Annotated in this window: 21 protein-coding genes; 8 read left to right on the forward strand and 13 right to left on the reverse strand. The window is 65.9% G+C overall.

All coding sequences use genetic code 11. The features are described 5' to 3' along the window. The first annotated feature begins 7 nt into the window (after positions 1-7). The 3 genes from ACYVH8_RS08450 (at position 8) to hslO (ending at position 2,077) form a co-directional block, all read left to right on the forward strand. Complete coding sequence (locus ACYVH8_RS08450) at positions 8-352, forward strand: P-II family nitrogen regulator (RefSeq protein WP_460488405.1); 345 nt, start codon at positions 8-10, stop codon at positions 350-352. Between the two features lie 198 nt (positions 353-550). Then, positions 551-1,075: a gamma carbonic anhydrase family protein gene (locus ACYVH8_RS08455; RefSeq protein ID WP_460488406.1), complete on the forward strand. Its 525-nt coding sequence runs from the start codon at positions 551-553 to the stop codon at positions 1,073-1,075. A gap of 15 nt (positions 1,076-1,090) precedes the next feature. Further along, a complete protein-coding gene (hslO, locus tag ACYVH8_RS08460) occupies positions 1,091-2,077 on the forward strand; it encodes an Hsp33 family molecular chaperone HslO (protein ID WP_460488407.1) in 987 nt (328 codons plus the stop codon). On the opposite strand, the gene ACYVH8_RS08465 is transcribed toward hslO, so the two are convergent. The 6 genes from ACYVH8_RS08465 to ACYVH8_RS08490 form a co-directional block, all read right to left on the reverse strand. Next, complete coding sequence (locus ACYVH8_RS08465) at positions 2,031-2,444, reverse strand: hypothetical protein (protein WP_460488408.1); 414 nt, start codon at positions 2,442-2,444, stop codon at positions 2,031-2,033. The genes hslO and ACYVH8_RS08465 overlap by 47 nt on opposite strands. Before the next feature lie 7 nt (positions 2,445-2,451). Next, positions 2,452-2,727, reverse strand: a complete 276-nt coding sequence (locus ACYVH8_RS08470) for a septum formation initiator family protein (RefSeq protein WP_460488409.1) — start codon at positions 2,725-2,727, stop codon at positions 2,452-2,454. A 179-nt stretch (positions 2,728-2,906) separates the two neighbouring features. Continuing rightward, a complete protein-coding gene (eno, locus tag ACYVH8_RS08475) occupies positions 2,907-4,190 on the reverse strand; it encodes a phosphopyruvate hydratase (protein ID WP_460488410.1) in 1,284 nt (427 codons plus the stop codon). Positions 4,191-4,224: 34 nt separating this feature from the next. Continuing rightward, positions 4,225-4,533 carry a DUF1330 domain-containing protein gene (locus tag ACYVH8_RS08480; RefSeq protein ID WP_460488411.1) on the reverse strand — a complete coding sequence of 103 codons (309 nt, stop codon included), beginning with the start codon at positions 4,531-4,533 and terminating at the stop codon, positions 4,225-4,227. Positions 4,534-4,560: 27 nt separating this feature from the next. Next, on the reverse strand, positions 4,561-5,415 hold the full coding sequence (kdsA, locus tag ACYVH8_RS08485; protein WP_460488412.1) for a 3-deoxy-8-phosphooctulonate synthase: 855 nt from the start codon (positions 5,413-5,415) through the stop codon (positions 4,561-4,563). Positions 5,416-5,425: 10 nt separating this feature from the next. Further along, complete coding sequence (locus tag ACYVH8_RS08490; protein ID WP_460488413.1) at positions 5,426-7,096, reverse strand: CTP synthase; 1,671 nt, start codon at positions 7,094-7,096, stop codon at positions 5,426-5,428. A 126-nt stretch (positions 7,097-7,222) separates the two neighbouring features. Between ACYVH8_RS08490 and coaBC the strand changes: the two genes are divergently transcribed. Next, positions 7,223-8,479 carry a bifunctional phosphopantothenoylcysteine decarboxylase/phosphopantothenate--cysteine ligase CoaBC gene (gene coaBC / locus ACYVH8_RS08495; RefSeq protein WP_460488414.1) on the forward strand — a complete coding sequence of 419 codons (1,257 nt, stop codon included), beginning with the start codon at positions 7,223-7,225 and terminating at the stop codon, positions 8,477-8,479. Positions 8,480-8,501: 22 nt separating this feature from the next. Then, complete coding sequence (dut, locus tag ACYVH8_RS08500) at positions 8,502-8,951, forward strand: dUTP diphosphatase (protein ID WP_460488415.1); 450 nt, start codon at positions 8,502-8,504, stop codon at positions 8,949-8,951. Here dut and ACYVH8_RS08505 read toward each other — a convergent pair whose 3' ends face one another. Beyond that, positions 8,952-9,485: an FKBP-type peptidyl-prolyl cis-trans isomerase gene (locus tag ACYVH8_RS08505; protein WP_460488416.1), complete on the reverse strand. Its 534-nt coding sequence runs from the start codon at positions 9,483-9,485 to the stop codon at positions 8,952-8,954. Positions 9,486-9,520: 35 nt separating this feature from the next. Here ACYVH8_RS08505 and ACYVH8_RS08510 point away from each other — a divergent pair, with 35 nt between their 5' ends. The 3 genes from ACYVH8_RS08510 (at position 9,521) to ACYVH8_RS08520 (ending at position 11,715) form a co-directional block, all read left to right on the forward strand. Further along, on the forward strand, positions 9,521-10,654 hold the full coding sequence (locus ACYVH8_RS08510; protein ID WP_460488417.1) for a JmjC domain-containing protein: 1,134 nt from the start codon (positions 9,521-9,523) through the stop codon (positions 10,652-10,654). After that, positions 10,644-11,150 (forward strand): hypothetical protein, encoded by a 507-nt coding sequence (locus ACYVH8_RS08515; protein WP_460488418.1) that lies wholly within the window; start codon positions 10,644-10,646, stop codon positions 11,148-11,150. The genes ACYVH8_RS08510 and ACYVH8_RS08515 overlap by 11 nt, the downstream gene beginning before the upstream one ends. Before the next feature lie 361 nt (positions 11,151-11,511). Beyond that, positions 11,512-11,715, forward strand: a complete 204-nt coding sequence (locus ACYVH8_RS08520) for a hypothetical protein (RefSeq protein WP_460488419.1) — start codon at positions 11,512-11,514, stop codon at positions 11,713-11,715. A 63-nt stretch (positions 11,716-11,778) separates the two neighbouring features. Here ACYVH8_RS08520 and bamC read toward each other — a convergent pair whose 3' ends face one another. From bamC to ACYVH8_RS08550, 6 genes are all read right to left on the reverse strand, one after another. Continuing rightward, positions 11,779-12,861 (reverse strand): outer membrane protein assembly factor BamC, encoded by a 1,083-nt coding sequence (bamC, locus tag ACYVH8_RS08525; RefSeq protein WP_460488420.1) that lies wholly within the window; start codon positions 12,859-12,861, stop codon positions 11,779-11,781. A gap of 299 nt (positions 12,862-13,160) precedes the next feature. Then, positions 13,161-14,057, reverse strand: coding sequence for a 4-hydroxy-tetrahydrodipicolinate synthase (dapA, locus tag ACYVH8_RS08530; RefSeq protein ID WP_460488421.1), 897 nt, complete (start codon positions 14,055-14,057; stop codon positions 13,161-13,163). 73 nt (positions 14,058-14,130) lie between these two features. Continuing rightward, positions 14,131-14,703 (reverse strand): class I SAM-dependent methyltransferase, encoded by a 573-nt coding sequence (locus ACYVH8_RS08535; RefSeq protein WP_460488422.1) that lies wholly within the window; start codon positions 14,701-14,703, stop codon positions 14,131-14,133. After that, the gene (locus tag ACYVH8_RS08540) at positions 14,700-15,512 is read right to left on the reverse strand and encodes an SDR family oxidoreductase (RefSeq protein ID WP_460488596.1); all 813 of its coding nucleotides are present in this window, start codon (positions 15,510-15,512) and stop codon (positions 14,700-14,702) included. The genes ACYVH8_RS08535 and ACYVH8_RS08540 overlap by 4 nt, the downstream gene beginning before the upstream one ends. A gap of 53 nt (positions 15,513-15,565) precedes the next feature. Then, a complete protein-coding gene (locus tag ACYVH8_RS08545; protein WP_460488423.1) occupies positions 15,566-15,694 on the reverse strand; it encodes a hypothetical protein in 129 nt (42 codons plus the stop codon). Continuing rightward, on the reverse strand, positions 15,691-16,911 hold the full coding sequence (locus tag ACYVH8_RS08550; protein WP_460488424.1) for an MFS transporter: 1,221 nt from the start codon (positions 16,909-16,911) through the stop codon (positions 15,691-15,693). The genes ACYVH8_RS08545 and ACYVH8_RS08550 overlap by 4 nt, the downstream gene beginning before the upstream one ends. Positions 16,912-16,919 lie beyond the last annotated feature (8 nt).

Genomic DNA, 16,919 nt, shown 5'->3' on the forward strand with positions numbered 1-16,919 from the left:
CACACCCATGAAAAAGATGATGGAAATCCGCGCCATCGTGCGCCCCAGCCGCCTCCCGCAGCTGCGTGATGCCCTGCACGACATCCCCAACTTCCCCGGCCTCACGCTCATGAAGGCCGAGGGCTTCACCGCCCCGGCCGCCGTGGGCAAGCGCACGGTGAAGGAGGAGTTGATCGACTATTCGCCCAAGATCATGGTGGCCGTTCTGGCCGACGAGGACATGGTGGCGGAGATCCGCAACACCCTCATCGGGGCCTGCAGCACGGGCCAGATCGGTGACGGCCTGGTCTGGACCGTGCCCATCGCCAGCATGCACCGTGTGCGCAATGGCTCGGACATGCTGGCGGAATGATTTCGCCTGATCTGATGTGAAAGAGGCCGGCATGCCGGCCTCTTTTTTTCTGGCGTCGTGTGCGCGTCAGGCGCTGATCGTATGTGCCGTCGACTCCAGGATCCCGGTCCACCCGGCGGCGCGGGGCATCCCCCCGCGCCGGAACGGAAATCAAGCCCTCCTTACAATCTTGCCCACCCACCAAAGACGGAAAACAAGATGGCAATCTACGAACTCGACGGCCAATCCCCCACATTGGGCAAAAACGCCTGGATCGCCGACAGCGCCCAAGTCATCGGCAAAGTCACCCTGGAAGAAAACGTCAGTGTCTGGTTCGGCGCCGTCATCCGCGGTGACAGCGAACACATCCATATCGGCCGCAACACCAATGTCCAGGACGCCAGCGTGCTGCACGCCGACCCCGGCGTGCCGCTGACCCTGGGCGAGAACGTGTCGGTGGGCCACCAGGTCATGCTGCACGGCTGCACCGTGGGCGACGGCTCGCTGATCGGCATCGGTGCCATCGTGCTGAACCACGCGAAGATCGGCAAGAACTGCCTGGTGGGGGCGGGCGCGCTCGTGACCGAGGGCAAGGAGTTTCCGGATGGCTCCATGATCCTGGGCAGCCCGGCCAAGGCGGTCCAGCAGCTCAGCCCCGAGCAGATCGCCGGGCTGCGGCGCACGGCCCAGCATTACGTCGGCAACGCCGAGCGCTTCCGCAAGGGCTTGAAGAAAATCGCCTGAGCCTCATCTGGCCGTATGTCTGAACTCCACAAATTTCTCTTCGAAGGCCTGCCGGTGCGTGGCATGGTCGTTCGCCTGACTGACGCCTGGACCGAGATCCTGAAGCGTCGCGCGCAAAGTGCTTCGGGGGCCTATCCGGCCCCGGTGCAGGCCCTGCTGGGCGAGATGGCCGCGGCCGGGGTGCTGATGCAGTCGAACATCAAGTTCGACGGCGCGCTGATCCTGCAGGTCTTTGGCGATGGCCCGGTCAAGCTGACTGTGGTCGAGGTGCAGTCCGACCTCAGCCTGCGTGCCACCGCCACGGTGCAGGGTGCCGTGCCTGACGATGCCGGCCTGCCCGCCATGCTCAATGTGCGGGGCCTGGGGCGCTGTGCCGTCACCCTGGACCCGCAGGGGCGTCAGCCGGGCCAGCAGCCTTACCAGGGCGTGGTGCCGCTGTCGGATGCCGAGGGGCATTCCGTGCAGAGTCTGTCCCAGGCCCTGCAGCTCTATATGCGCCAGAGCGAGCAGCTCGAGACGGTGCTGGTGCTGGTAGCCGACGACAAGGTGGCCGCGGGTCTGCTGATCCAGCGCCTGCCCATCGAAGGCGTGGGCAACCTCGCGGGCCAGAACCCGGCCGAGGCCGAGCAGCACGCCGCCGAGATGCACGAGCACTACAACCGCATCGCCACGCTGGCGTCCAGCCTCAAGCGCGAGGAGCTGCTGACGCTGGACGTGGAGACCATCCTGCGCCGCCTGTTCTGGGAAGAGAAGCTGCAACGCTTCGAGCCCCAGGCGGGTGAGACCGCACCGCGTTTTGCCTGCACCTGCAGCCGCGAACGTGTGAGCGGGATGATCCGCGGCCTGGGCGAGCCCGAGGCGCGCGACATCCTCGCAGAGCGCGGGTCGATTCAGGTGGACTGTGAGTTCTGCGGCGCCGGTTACCGCTACGACGGCATCGACGTGACGCAGCTGTTCAAGCAGGCGGGCGACCGGCCGCCTTCGAGTTCAGCAATCCAGTAAAGAGCTGGAACTCGCATTCGGGATCGGCGCAGCGCTCGCAGGGACCGGTCCAGCGCGGGACGGGTCCGTCCTGCGGCTGGATGAGCCGCAGGGCGGCGCGCAGTCTTTCCTTGTCCCGGCCGTAGACCACACCAAAATCCACGCCTGCGGCCGCGAGCTGTGCGCGCAGGGCGGCGTCGGCCGCCTGCTGTGCCGGCGTGATGACGGGCAGATCCAGGCCCATGAGCAGGACCTGGCCGTAGCGACCGGCCGGCAGCGTGTCGGGGGAGGGGGCGTCGCTGAGCTGCAGTTCAGGCAGGTGCAGGGCGAGGGCGGTCGCCAGCGTGGTCTTGCCGGTGGCTGGTGCGCCCACAACGGCAATTTTCATGAGCGGCTTATTTCGTGATCTGGACGTAGATCTCGTTGGGCTTGACCATGCCCAGTTCCAGCCGCGCCTTTTCCTCGACCATGGCCAGGCCTTCCCTGAGGTCCTGCACCTCGGCGGCGAGCCGGTCGTTGACCAGCTGGGCCTGGGCGTTCTTCTGCCTTTGCGCCTCGAGTTCGGTCGCCAGGCTGGCGACCTTGGGCACGCTGCCCCGACCGAACCACAGCTGCGCGTGCAAAACCACGAGCAGGGTGAGCAGGACGGCCGGGACGAAGCGTGTACCCAAGGCTTACCTTTCTGAAGCCCGTTTCGCTGCCGGGCCGCCCCAATGCGAAACGCGGCCGCCTCGGGGGGCTGAGGCCCGCGGCTCCGCGTCTGCCTGCGCAGACTCGGACGGGCCGAAGAGCCGCAGCCTCCGGCGCGGCCCCACAGAGAGCCACATGCAATGCGTGAGCGTGGGGGCCATTACCTCAAGTTATAAAAAGCCGAGCGACCGGGGTAGACGGCGACTTCGCCCAGGTCTTCCTCGATGCGCAGCAGCTGGTTGTACTTGGCCATGCGGTCGGAGCGGCTCAGCGAGCCGGTCTTGATCTGGCCGGCGTTGGTGCCGACGGCGATGTCGGCAATCGTGCTGTCCTCGGTCTCACCCGAGCGGTGGCTGATGACGGCGGTGTAACCGGCGCGCTTGGCCATCTCGATGGCGGCGAAGGTTTCGGTGAGTGTGCCGATCTGGTTGATCTTGATCAGGATGGAATTGGCAATGTTCTTGTCGATGCCTTCCTTCAGGATCTTGGTGTTGGTGACGAAGAGGTCGTCACCGACGATCTGCACCTTCTTGCCCAGGCGATCGGTCAGGATCTTCCAGCCGTCCCAGTCGCCTTCGGCCATGCCGTCCTCGATGCTGATGATGGGGTACTTGTCGCACCAGCTGGCCAGCATGTCGGTCCACTCGGTGGCGGACAGCACCAGGCCTTCGCCCTCCAGGTGGTACTTGCCGTCCTTGTAGAACTCGCTGGCGGCGCAGTCCAGGCCCAGGGCGATCTGCTCGCCGGCGGTGTAGCCGGCCTTGTCGATGGCTTCCAGGATGAGCTGGATGGCGGCTTCGTGGTTGGCGACGCTGGGGGCGAAACCGCCTTCGTCACCGACGGAGGTGGGCATGCCCTTGTCGTGCAGGATCTTCTTGAGCGCGTGGAAGACCTCGGCGCCATAACGCAGGGCTTCACGGAAGCTGGGCGCGCCGATCGGCAGCAGCATGAACTCCTGCAGGTCCAGGTTGTTGTTGGCATGCGCGCCGCCGTTGATGACGTTCATCATGGGCACGGGCATCTGCACGGCGCTCATGCCGCCGAAGTAGCGGTACAGGGGCAGGCCGGCCTCTTCGGCGGCGGCGCGGGCCACGGCCATGGAGACGGCCAGCATGGCGTTGGCGCCCAGGCGGCTCTTGTTCTCGGTGCCGTCCAGGTCGATCAGGGTCTTGTCCAGGAAGGCCTGCTCGGAGGCGTCCAGGCCCAGCACGGCTTCGCTGATCTCGGTGTTGATGTGTTCGACGGCTTTCAGCACGCCTTTGCCCAGGTAACGGCTCTTGTCGCCGTCGCGCAGCTCGATGGCTTCGCGGCTGCCCGTGGAGGCGCCGGAGGGGACCGCGGCGCGGCCCATGGTGCCGGACTCCAGCAGGACGTCGCATTCGACGGTGGGGTTGCCTCGGCTGTCCAGGACTTCGCGGCCGACGATATCAACAATAGCGCTCATGCTTACCTTTCGATTTCGATTTTGAGAGTGGTATTCAAACGAGGGGGGCGGCCACGCCCTCCACCAGAATCATGTTGAAGAACTGGGTGGCACCGGCGCGCTTGGCGCGAGCCAAGGCGTACATCTCACCGTCGTAGAAGGCCTTGGCCTGCTCGAAGCCGGGAAAGCGCAGCATGGCCACGCGGGCCGGCTGCCAGCTGCCTTCCATCACCTCGAAACGGCCACCGCGCACCAGGTATTCGCCGCCGGCGGCGGCTACTGCGGCGGGGGCTGCTGCCATGTACTGCTTGTACTGCTCCATGTCGGTGATCTGCATGTCGACAATGATGTAGGCAGCGGTCATGGTGGATGGGTGCGGTTTAGGGTGGTTTCAGTTGAAACTGTTTTCGAGGAAGCCGTTCTTCTTGGTCACCTGGTCCAGCGCGACCAGCGTTTCCAACAGGGCTTTCATGTGTTTGAGCGGCACGGCGTTGGGGCCGTCGGACAGGGCCTTGGCCGGGTCCGGATGGGTTTCCATGAACAGGCCCGCGATGCCCGTGGCCACGGCCGCACGGGCCAGCACGGGCACGAACTCACGCTGGCCGCCCGAGCTGGTGCCCTGGCCGCCGGGCAGTTGCACCGAGTGGGTGGCGTCGAACACCACCGGGGCTTTGGTCTCGCGCATGATGGCCAGCGAGCGCATGTCGCTCACGAGGTTGTTGTAGCCGAAGCTCACGCCGCGTTCGCAGGCCATGAAGTTGTCTTCGTTCAGGCCCTTGGCCTTGGCCGCGGCGCGGGCCTTGTCGATCACGTTCTTCATGTCGCCGGGCGCGAGGAACTGGCCTTTCTTGATGTTCACCGGTTTGCCGGCCTGGGCCACGGCATGGATGAAGTCGGTCTGGCGGCACAGGAAAGCGGGGGTCTGCAGCACGTCCACCACGGCCGCTGCCGCGGTGATGTCGTCTTCGGTGTGCACATCGGTCAGCACCGGCACGCCGAGTTCGCGCCTGACCTTGGCCAGGATGTCCAGGCCCTTGTCCCGGCCGGGGCCGCGAAAGCTGGTGCCGGAGGAGCGGTTGGCCTTGTCAAAGCTGCTCTTGAAGATGAAGGGGATGCCCAGCGAGGCGGTGATTTCCTTGAGCTGGCCGGCCACGTCCATCTGCAGCTGCTCGGATTCGATCACGCAGGGACCGGCGATCAGGAAGAAGCGCTTGTCGAGGCCGATGTCGAAGTCGCAGAGTTTCATGTTCGTGTCCTTATGCGACGGCTTTGAGGTTTTTCTTGCCGGCGCCCTGGTGCTCCAGCGCCGCCTTGACGAATGCGTTGAACAGCGGGTGGCCGTCCCAGGGGGTGGACTTGAACTCGGGGTGGAACTGCACGCCGACGAACCAGGGGTGGGCGCTTTGCGGCAGTTCGACGATCTCGGTGAGCTGCTCACGCTGCGTGAGGGCCGAGATCACCAGGCCGGACTTGCGCAGGGTGTCCAGGTAGTTGACGTTGGCCTCGTAACGGTGGCGATGGCGCTCGGTGACCACGTCACCGTAGATCCTGTTGGCCAGCGTCCCCTTGGCCACGTCGGAGCTTTGCGCGCCCAGGCGCATGGTGCCGCCCAGGTCGGAGTTGGCGTCGCGGGTCTTGATGCTGCCGTCGGCGTCTTTCCACTCGGTGATCAGCGCGATCACGGGGTGCTGGCAGTGGGGTTCGAACTCGGTGCTGTTGGCGTCCTTGAGGCCGGCCACGTGGCGCGCGAACTCGATGGTGGCGACCTGCATGCCCAGGCAGATGCCCAGGTAAGGCACCTTGTGCTCGCGGGCGTAACGCGCGGTGCTGATCTTGCCCTCGATGCCGCGCTTGCCGAAGCCGCCGGGCACCAGGATGGCGTCGTACTTGGCCAGGCGGGCGAGGGTCTCGTCGGTGATGGTTTCCGAATCCACGTGTTCGATCTTCACGCGCACATGGTTGCGCATGCCGGCATGGCGCAGGGCTTCGTTGACCGACTTGTAGCTGTCGGTCAGGTCCACGTACTTGCCGACCATGGCGATGGTGACCTCGCCCTGGGGGTGTTCGGTCTCGTAGACCAGGGAATCCCAGCGCTTGAGGTTGGCCGGCGGCGTGTTCAGGCGCAGCTTGTCGCAGATCAGGCCGTCCAGGCCCTGCTCGTGCAGCACGCGCGGCACCTTGTAGATGGTGTCCACGTCGGGCATGGAGATCACACCCCACTCCGGGACGTTGGTGAAGAGCGAAATCTTGTCGCGCTCGTCGTCGGGAATCGGGCGATCAGCACGGCACAGCAACGCGTCGGGCTGGATGCCGATCTCGCGCAGTTTCTGCACCGTGTGCTGGGTGGGCTTGGTCTTGAGCTCGCCGGCGGCGGCGATCCAGGGCACATAGGTCAGGTGCACGAAGGCCGCGTTGTTGGGGCCCAGGCGCAGGCTGAGCTGACGCACGGCTTCCAGGAAGGGCAGGGACTCGATGTCGCCCACGGTGCCGCCGATCTCGACGATGGCCACGTCAACGGCTTCAGGGGTGTCGTAGCCGGCGCCGCGCTTGACGTATTCCTGGATTTCGTTGGTGACGTGCGGGATGACCTGCACCGTCTTGCCCAGGTAGTCGCCGCGGCGCTCTTTCTCGAGCACGCTCTTGTAGATCTGGCCGGTGGTGAAGTTATTGGTCTTCTTCATGCGCGTTTCGATGAAACGCTCATAGTGGCCCAGGTCCAGGTCGGTCTCGGCCCCGTCATCGGTCACGAAGACTTCGCCGTGCTGGAAGGGCGACATCGTCCCCGGATCGACGTTCAGATAGGGATCGAGCTTGATGAGGGTGACTTTGAGGCCCCGCGATTCCAGGATCGCGGCCAGAGACGCTGAGGCGATTCCCTTGCCCAGGGAGGACACCACACCGCCGGTGACGAAGACGAATTTGGTCATGTCAGGTTCGAACGCGGGGGTTCGAGGAGGTGGTAAAGCGAGATTATACGGGTTGAGGGTTCTGCGTTGGGCGTTCGGCGTGCAAACTCCGCTCAACGCTCGACGCCGGACGCTAAACTCCCACCCATGAACGACCTGGCTGGAAAACACATCGTCCTGGGCCTGACCGGGGGCATCGCCTGCTACAAGGCGGCCGAGCTCTGCCGCGCCCTGATCAAGGAGGGCGCCACGGTGCAGGCGGTGATGACCGAGTCCGCCAGCCAGTTCATCACGCCCGTGACCATGCAGGCCCTCTCGAACCGGCCGGTCTACCACTCGCAGTGGGACCCGCGTGAAACCAACAACATGGCGCACATCAACCTCAGCCGCGAGGCCGACGCCATCCTGATCGCCCCGGCCAGCGCCGACTTCATGGCCAAGCTGCTGCACGGCCGCGCCGACGATCTGCTGAGCCTGATGTGCCTGGCCCGTCCCATCGAGACGGTGCCCCTGCTGGTGGCCCCGGCCATGAACCGCGAGATGTGGGCCAACCCGGCCACCCAGCGCAACGTGGCCCAGCTCCAGGCCGACGGCGCCCATGTGTTCGCCGTGGGCAGCGGCGACCAGGCTTGCGGCGAGACCGGTGACGGCCGCATGCTGGAGCCGCAGGAGTTGCTGGAGGAGGTGATTGTCTTCTTCGCACGCAAGAGCCTGCGTGGCCAGCGTGTGCTGGTGACGGCCGGCCCGACCTACGAGGCCATCGACCCGGTGCGCGGCATCACCAACCTTTCCAGCGGCAAGATGGGTTTTGCCATCGCACGCGCGGCGCGCGAGGCCGGTGCCGAAGTCACGCTGGTGGCCGGCCCGGTGCACCTGCCCACGCCGCGCGGCGTGCGCCGTGTCGACGTGCGTTCGGCGCGGGACATGCAGCAGGCGGTTGACGCCGAAGTGTCGATGGCTACAGTTTTTGTAGCAACGGCGGCTGTGGCCGACTGGCGACCGGCGACGGCGGCCGAGCAGAAGATCAAGAAGGACGGTTCCGGCCAGCCGCCGGCGCTGAGTTTCGTCGAGAACCCCGACATCCTGGCTGCCGTGGCACAGAGCCCGCGCGCGAAAAGCGGCGCGCTCTACTGCGTGGGCTTCGCCGCCGAGAGCCACGACCTGCTGGCCCATGCCCAGGCCAAGCGCGAGCGCAAGGGCGTGCCCCTGCTGGTGGGCAATATCGGCCCGGCCACCTTCGGCCAGGACGACAACGTGCTGCTGCTGGTGGATGAAAAGGGTGTCACCGAGCTGCCGCGCGCGGATAAGCTGGCCCTGGCGCGCCAACTCGTGGCCGAGATTGCAGTGAGGTTGAGTGTTCAGCGTTCTTCGTTCAGCGAGAATTCCTCTGCGCCCAACGCCTGACACTCAACGCTACACCTCTCCAATGAACATCGACGTCAAGATTCTCGATCCGCGCCTGGCGGATCAGCTACCCGCGTACGCCACCCCCGGCAGCGCCGGCCTGGACCTGCGCGCCTGCCTGCTTGAGGCCGTGACCCTGCTGCCCAATGCCTGGCAGCTGATCCCCACGGGCATCGCCATCCACCTGGCCGACCCGGGGTATGCCGCGCTGATCCTGCCGCGCTCGGGCCTGGGCCACAAGCACGGCATCGTGCTGGGCAATCTGGTGGGCCTGATCGACAGCGATTACCAGGGCCAGCTCATGGTGAGCGCCTGGAACCGCAGCCCCACGGCCTTCACCATCGAACCCATGGAGCGCATCGCGCAGCTGGTCGTGGTGCCCGTGGTACAGGCGCGGTTCAATGTGGTCAGCGAATTTCCCGCCGCCACCGAACGTGGCGCCGGCGGTTACGGCTCCACAGGCAAGGCCTGATTACTGCAGGGTATTGCTGCCCGGGGGCAGCGTATCGATGGGCTGGATGCGGAAGAAGCCGGTACCGGCCGAGCCGCGACCGATTTCCTCTTCGGTGGCTTCGCGCACGCCCTCGACCTTGAGGGTCAGGCGCAGGGCGATACCGGCCAGCGGGTGGTTGCCGTCCAGCACCACGTGCTCGGGGTAGAGCTCGGTCACCGTGTAGAGCACATCTTTTGGTGCTTCCGGATTGCAACCCGCCGGCAGGGCCGAGCCTTCGATGGTCATGCCCTCTTCGATTTCGGCCGGAAACAGCGGGCGCGGTTCCAGGAAAACCAGGTCTTCCTGGTAGTCGCCGAAGGCCTCTTCGGGTTCCAGCTGCAGGGCCACGGTGGCGCCCATGCGGTGGCCCTGCAGGGCATCTTCGATTTTCTTGAACAGGTCCTGCCCGCCGATCAGGAATTCCACCGGCTCGTCGAGCACGTCGAGTTCCTCGCCCAGGGTGTCCTTGAGCGTCCAGGTCAGGGCGACCACGCATTGCTGATTGATATCCATAGGGCAGAATTGTCGCAGTTAAACCGGAAATCGACATGGATGTGAAAAAGCCGCTGCCCCTGTTGGGCGGTCTGAGCCCCGAGGTCTTCATGAAACGGCACTGGCAGAAGAAGCCTCTGCTGGTGCGTCAGGCCATCCCCGGTTTTGCGCCGCTGCTGGCGCGCAGCGAGTTGTTCGAGTTGGCGGCCCGTGAAGAAGTGGAGTCGCGCCTGATCACGCTGCAGCACCACCGCGGCAAGGAGGCCTGGAGCCTGCGACGCGGGCCCTTGGAGCGCCGCGCGCTGCCCGCGCTCAAGACCCCGGAATGGACCCTGCTGGTGCAGGGGGTGGATCTGCACAGCGATGCGATCCACGGGCTCATGAACCGTTTCCGTTTCATCCCCGATGCCCGGCTGGACGATCTCATGATCAGTTACGCCAGCGAAGGCGGTGGTGTGGGGCCGCATTTCGACAGCTACGATGTCTTCCTGTTGCAGGCCCGGGGCCGGCGGCGCTGGCGCATCGGTCGCCAGCAGGACCTGAGCCTGCGCGAGGGCGTGCCGCTGAAGATCCTGGCCAACTTCGTGCCCGAGCAGGAGTTTGTGCTGGAGCCGGGTGACATGCTCTACCTGCCGCCGCGCTACGCTCACGACGGGGTGGCGGAGGGGGGCGACTGCATGACCTATTCCATCGGCTTTCGCTCGCCCAAGCAGGGCGAGCTGGCCCAGGAGCTCTTGCAGCGCCTGGCGGAAGATGCGGCCGAAGCGGTGGGGGAATCTCTTTACCGCGACCCGTGCCAGGCGGCCGTGGCCCAGCCGGCAGCTATGCCGGTCGAACTGGAGCGTTTCGCCCGGGAGGCCCTGCAGCAGGCGCTGAAGGACCCGCTGGCCCTGGCGCGCGCGCTGGGCGAAACCCTGAGCGAGCCCAAGCCCCAGGTCTGGTTCGAGGCCGGCGAGCCACCCGGGGTACGCGCTGGCGTGATGCTGGACCGGCGCACGCGCATGCTCTACGACGAACACCACGTTTTCATCAATGGGGAGAGCTACCGCGCCGCAGGGCGCGACGCCTTGCTGATGCGACGCTTGGCCGACCAGCGCGGCCTGAGCGCGGCCGAACTGGCGCGTGCCAGCGCTGCGGCGCGCGAGTTGCTGCAGGCCTGGTGCGAGGACGGATGGGCCCATGCCTGCTGAGGAAACACCCCCCGCCGTGCTGCCGCAGGGCCGGCTGCAGGGGCGCAGCGTGTTCACGCAGGCCTTGCGCGATGCGCTGCAGGCCGCCGCCCGCGAAGGCTGGAACGAGCTGATCCTGTGTGACGCCCATTACGCCGACTGGCCCCTGGGCGAGCGCGCCGTGGTCGAGTCTTTGCAGGCCTGGTCACGCGGGGGTCGCCGTTTTGTCATGCTGGGCATGGACTACGCGGGGGTGATACGCCGGCATGCGCGCTTCGTGAAGTGGCGCCAGACCTGGGACCACATCATCGAATGCCGCGTCTGTCGCTCTGGCGATGCCCTGGCTTTCCCGAGCGCGCTCTGGACGCCGGCCTGGGTGATGCAGCGCATCGACAGCGAGCGCGACGTGCTGCTGTGTGACAACGCAGCGCCCCGGCGCGTGGAATTGCGCCAGTTGCTCGACGAATGGCGGCGCGACAGCACGCCGGGATTCCCGGCCTCGGTGCTCGGACTCTAGTGCCGCGACCCGGAAGTATCGAAACATGAAAGCGCGCCTTCGCACGCATGGCGGCGTTGCAAATCCTCGCCATAGCTGCGGCTATGGCTGTGGTTTGCGCCTTGCCCTGCGCACGCGAATCCATCGCTTTCATTTTGTTTCTCTACTTCCGTGTCGCAGTACCAGGGTCAAGCTGGCTGCGGCTGGGGTTCCTCGGGTATTACTTAAGGGTTAGCCCTATTTTTTTCGCAATGTGGCATTGAATCCGCCATATAATTTTCCGCTAAGCAAGCTTTGTGTAAGCGAGCCTGCTTGGTCAGTGCGGTTCACCGCGCTGGCAACTTCCGGAAATTGTCTTCAACTTTTTACTAGATATATCAACATGAACAAGACTCTCGTTCTGGCCGCCGTGATCGCCGCCGCTGCCCTGGCCGCTTGCGGCAAGAAGGAAGAAGCTGCTGCTCCGGCCGCTGCTCCCGCTGCTGCTGCCCCCGCTGCCGCTCCGGCTCCGGCCGCCGACGCTTCGGCTCCCGCTGCTGCTCCGGCCGCTGCTGCCGCTCCCGCTGCTGAGCCGGCCAAGAAGTAATTCTTGCCCTGCCAGTAAAAAAGCCACCGCGAGGTGGCTTTTTTTACGTCCGTGTACAGGCTCTCAGCGCAGATCGTCGGTGATGACCTGCAGGATGCGTTGGGCGTTGTCAGACACTTCGGGCGCACCTTCGGCATTGAGCACGGCCACCGTGCTGCTCTCGCCCTGGCCGCTGACCGTGATGCGGTACTTCTGAGGAACCTTGTCCTTGGGCGTGCTGCTGAACATGCGTGCGAAGAAGCCGGGCTCTTCCTCGCCGGGTTTCTTGGGTTCCACGTAGCGCACGAAATAAACCCCCTGGCTGCGATCGCGGTCCTCGACGGTAAAGCCGGTGCGATCCAGCGTCAGGCCGACACGGCGCCAGGCGCGGTCGAAACCTTCGCTGACCAGCACCACGGGCTGACCGTCGCGCGTGTCCAGGCGCGAGGTGCGGCGGGGCGCCACGGCGGCCTGCTGATCGGCTTGCTGGCTGGGCGCCCCGAGCTTGATCATCAGACGGCGCAGCATCTCCACTTCCATCTCGGGGTCGGGAGCGCGCGGCTGCCAGACGAGTTTTTCCTTGGACGCGTCTGTGTAGACTTCTTCCAGACCGCGCTGGCTGATGTAGATCTCGGTGCCGCCAGCGGCATTGCGCTCCAGGCGTGTGCGGTACTTGTCCAGCATATTGGTGGAGAACAGGGCGCCGACGATCTTGCCCAGTGTGCGGCGCATGAAGTCCTGCGGCAGCTTGGCGCGGTTCTCGGCCCAGTCGGTTTCCATGATGCCCAGCTGGGCCTGTTCCGTGATCAGGGTCATGCCGGTCTCCTGCCAGAACTCCTTGACCAGGGGCCAGAGTTTCTCGGCGGGCTGGTCCACCACAAGCCAGCGCTGGCCACCAACGCCATCGATGCGCATGCCAGGGTAGGCCGCGACCGCAATGGCATTGGCCACGGTGCCTTGTGTGGCGTTCTGGTAACCGGAGGCGCTGACCGTGCTGCCCGGTATGACGTAGCGGGTGTCACGCGGCAGTTGGGTCAGATCGGGCGGGATGGACAGCGAGGGCGCCTTGGCGGCGGCCTTGTAGTCGACCTTGTCGCCGTCCAGTGTGGAGCAGGCGACCAGCGCCAGTGGCAGGCCCAGCAGGGCCAGTTTCAAAACAAGCTTCACCGGCAATTTCCTTGGGGAACAGTTGGGGTTAGGGCCTGTTCGCACTCATTTCTCAAGTGCGAACGAGGTGAAAACAGCGCCAATCTAGGCGCGCGACGACGCCCAGGCTGGCCGCCTGGGCTAGGAGTGCAACAACGAGTGGCGCTGTTTTTACCTCGTTCCCTACGGGTTGCGGCCAAAAAAGCCATGCGGGGTGTTGCGCGGACTGTGGCCGGGGGATTACCCCGGCGGCGTCCACGCGCCTACCGCATGACTTTTTTGATCCGCAACGCATCTTGAGAAATGAGTGTGAACAGGCCCTAGATCAGGCCGGTCGCTCGCAGCGCCGCCTCGACCGCGGGCTGGTTGGCCGCCGTCAGCGGCGTCATGGGCAGGCGCAGCGTGCCGCCGCAGCGGCCCATGCGTTGCATGGCCCACTTGACCGGGATGGGGTTGGGTTCGACGAAGAGATGCTTGTGCAGGGGCATGAGCTTGAACTGGATCTCCATCGCGCGCTTCACATCGCCGGCCATGGCCGCCACGCACAGCTCATGCATCTGGCGCGGGGCCACATTGGCCGTCACGCTGATATTGCCGTGGCCGCCGCAGAGCATCAGGGCCACGGCGGTCGGATCGTCGCCCGAGTAGATGGCGAAGCCCTTGGGGACATCACGGATCAGCCACTGCGCGCGTTCGATATTGCCCGTGGCTTCCTTGATGCCGACGATGCCCGGCACCTGGGTCAGGCGCAGCACGGTGTCGTGCGCCATATCGGCCACGGTGCGCCCCGGCACGTTGTACAGCACCATGGGCAGGTCACCGACGGCTTCGGCTATGGCTCGGAAGTGCAGGTACTGGCCTTCCTGCGTGGGCTTGTTGTAGTAGGGCACGACCTGCAGCTGGCAGTCGGCACCGACCTTCTTCGCAAATTTAGCCAGCTCGATGGCCTCGGCGGTGGAGTTGGCGCCGCAGCCTGCCATGATGGGCACCCGGCCCTTGGCCTGCTCGACCGAGACACGGATGATCTCGCAGTGCTCGTCCACGTTGACCGTGGGCGATTCGCCTGTGGTGCCGACCACGCCGATGCAGTCCGTGCCTTCGGCGATGTGCCAGTCGATCAGTTTGCGCAGGGTGGGGTAGTCGACGCTACCGTCCTCGTGCAGGGGGGTGACGAGGGCGACGATGCTGCCGGTGATCTGGCGATGGGAGGAGGTCATGTCCGCAGAGAGTTAAGTTCAGGCCAAAGAGGCATTCTACCGAGGGTGGGCTCCGGCTTTGAAGGGCCGGGGCTCAGAGTGGATAACGCGCCGGCGCGCCGTGCGTGGACAGACCGGTCTCGCGCACGGCCGCGATGCGTTGCACATAACGCTGTGGCGCGGCCAGATACCCGTTTTCATAGGCCACGACGCGCAGCGAGCCGCAGACCTCCAGCAGTTCGCCGGGGCGCAGCAGGAAATCCGGGCGCGAGGGTTTGCCCACGGTTTCGTTGCCAGCGGTAAAGGTTTCGTAAATCAGCACACCGCCCGGTGCCAGGCTCTGCAGCAGCACCGGGAACAGGGCGCGCCACAGGTAGTGGGTGACCACCACGGCGTCGAAGGTCTGGGGCTGGCCGTCCTGCAGCAGAGGCCAGGGGCCGTTCTCGATGTCGGCCTGCAGCACCGTGCCCAGGGACGCCACGGCCGCGATCGCCTCGGGTGAGCGGTCCACGCCGGTCACCGGGTGGCCCTGCCCGGCGAACCAGCGCAGGTGGCGGCCGTGGCCGCAGGCCACGTCCAGCACGCTGCCGCCCGGACGGACCAGATGCGACCAGCGCTGGACCCAGGCCGAAGGCGCCTCCGTGCCGTGCACGGGGGGCAGGCTCATCGCGGCTTGACCTCGTCCTTGAGCGCGGCCAGGGCCATGCGTTCCACCAGACCGGGGGCCAGCAGCTTGAGGTAACGGCCCAGCTTGCCCTGGGTGCTCATCACGACTTCGCGCTGGCGCCGTGCCATGCCATCGAGGATGAGGCGGGCGCATAACTCGACCGGCATGGCGTCATCCTCCTTCAGGCCGCTGGAGCCGGCGGCGACACCGGCCGCGTTCAGTCCGCGGTAGCGGATCCGGGTGGCCACCACACCGGGGTAGGCCGTGGTCACGGCCACGCCGGCGGGTTTGAGCTCGGCACGCAGGGCTTCGAAAAAGCCGGTCATGGCGAATTTGCTGGCGCTGTAGGCCGTGCGTCCCGGCACGCCGATCAGGCCGGCCAGGGAAGAGACGGCCACCACCTGGCCGCGGCTGGCCTTGAGGTGGGGCAGGGCGGCGTGCGTGCACCAGACGCTGCCCCAGAGGTTCACGCGCATCAGGTCTTCGTACCATCCCAGGTCTTCGGGCTGGACCTGTTCGAACAGGGCCTGGGCCGAGACGCCGGCGTTGTTGACGAGGGCGTCGAGCCAGCCGAAGCGCTCCACGCTGCGTTCGATCAGAGCGCGGCACTGGGCCGGGTCGGTCACATCGGTCGGCACGACCAGCACCTCGCTGCCGTGGCTGCGGCACGCTCTGGCCACGTCCTCGAGCTGGGCTTCCTTGCGCGCGGCCAGCGCCAGGCCGGCTTCGGCGCCGTGCCGCTGCGCCAGCTGACGCGCCATTTCAGCGCCGATGCCGTCGGACGCGCCGGTGATGATGATGGTCTTCATGGTCATGGCAGGCAGTGTGCCACGCGGTCATGTCCGGCGGATGCAGGATATCCCTAGAAGCAGGCCCAGAGCTGGTCGGCCAGGGTCAGCAGGAAATCCGGTCGGGTGTAAAGCGCGAACACGGCCAGCAGCAGGCCCAGGGCAGCGCCCCAGGCCAGCAGCTGGCGCGGCAGTTTTTTCATGCCGCCGCCTGGGGTTCACGCCGGATGGCGGCCTCGCGCACCGGCAGGTTGACCAGCGCCGCCGCCACGCCCAGGCCGATGGCGATATACCAGACGATGTCGTAGCTGCCGGTCTTGTCGTAGAGGTAGCCGCCCAGCCAGACGCCCATGAAGGAGCCGACCTGGTGGCTGAAGAAGACAAAACCGCCGAGCATGGACAGATGGGCCACGCCGAAGATCTGGGCCACGATGGCATTGGTGGGCGGCACGGTGGAGAGCCACAGCACACCCATGACGGCCGAGAACACGTAGACGCTCATGGGCGTGAGCGGCACCAGCAGGAAGACCGTGATGGCGATGGAGCGGGCGAAGTAGATGAAGGCCAGGATGTTCTTCTTGGCCAGGCGCTGGCCCAGGGCGCCCGCGATGTAGGTGCCGAAGACGTTGAAGAGGCCGATCAGCGCCAGCGAGTAACTGGCCACCTGGGGCGAGAGGCCGTGGTCCTTGAGGTAGCTGGGCATGTGCACGCCGATGAAGACCACCTGGAAGCCGCAGACGAAATAACCGGCCATCAGCAGCTGGAAGCTGGGATAGGCGAAGGCCTCGCGCAGGGCCTGCAGGATGGACTGTTCACGTTTGGGCGCCGTGCCGGCGGCAAAGCTGGGTTCATGCAGGCCCCAGGCCAGCGGAATGATGAGCAGGGCGGCCATGCCCAGGGTCATCAAGGCCTGCTGCCAGCCCAGGCTGCTGATGAGCCAGCCTTCGACCGGCACCATGAGGAACTGGCCGAAGGAGCCGGCTGCCGCGGCCACGCCCATGGCCCAGGAGCGTTTGTCCAGGCTCACATTGCGGCCGATCACACCGTAGATCACCGCATAGGTGGTGCCGGCCTGGGCCACGCCGATCAGCACGCCGCAGCTCAGCGCGAAGAGCAGGGGCGTGGGCGCGTTGGCCATGCCGATCAGGCCCAGGGCGTAGAGGATGGCGCCGCCGACGATGACCTTGAAGGCGCCGAACTTGTCGGCCAGCATCCCGGCGAAGATGCCGGCCAGGCCCCAGGTCAGGTTCTGGATGGCCATGGCCAGGGCGAAGGTTTCGCGGGTCCAGCCCTGGGTCTGGGTCACAGGCTGCAGCCAGAGGCCGAAGCCGTGGCGTATGCCCATGGAGAGGGTGACGATGGCGGCGCCGCAGATCAGGACCTGGGCCATGGAGAGTTTCTTGTTGCTATGCGTGCTCATCATTGCAC

The sequence above is a fragment of the Curvibacter fontanus genome (genome assembly GCF_054780335.1).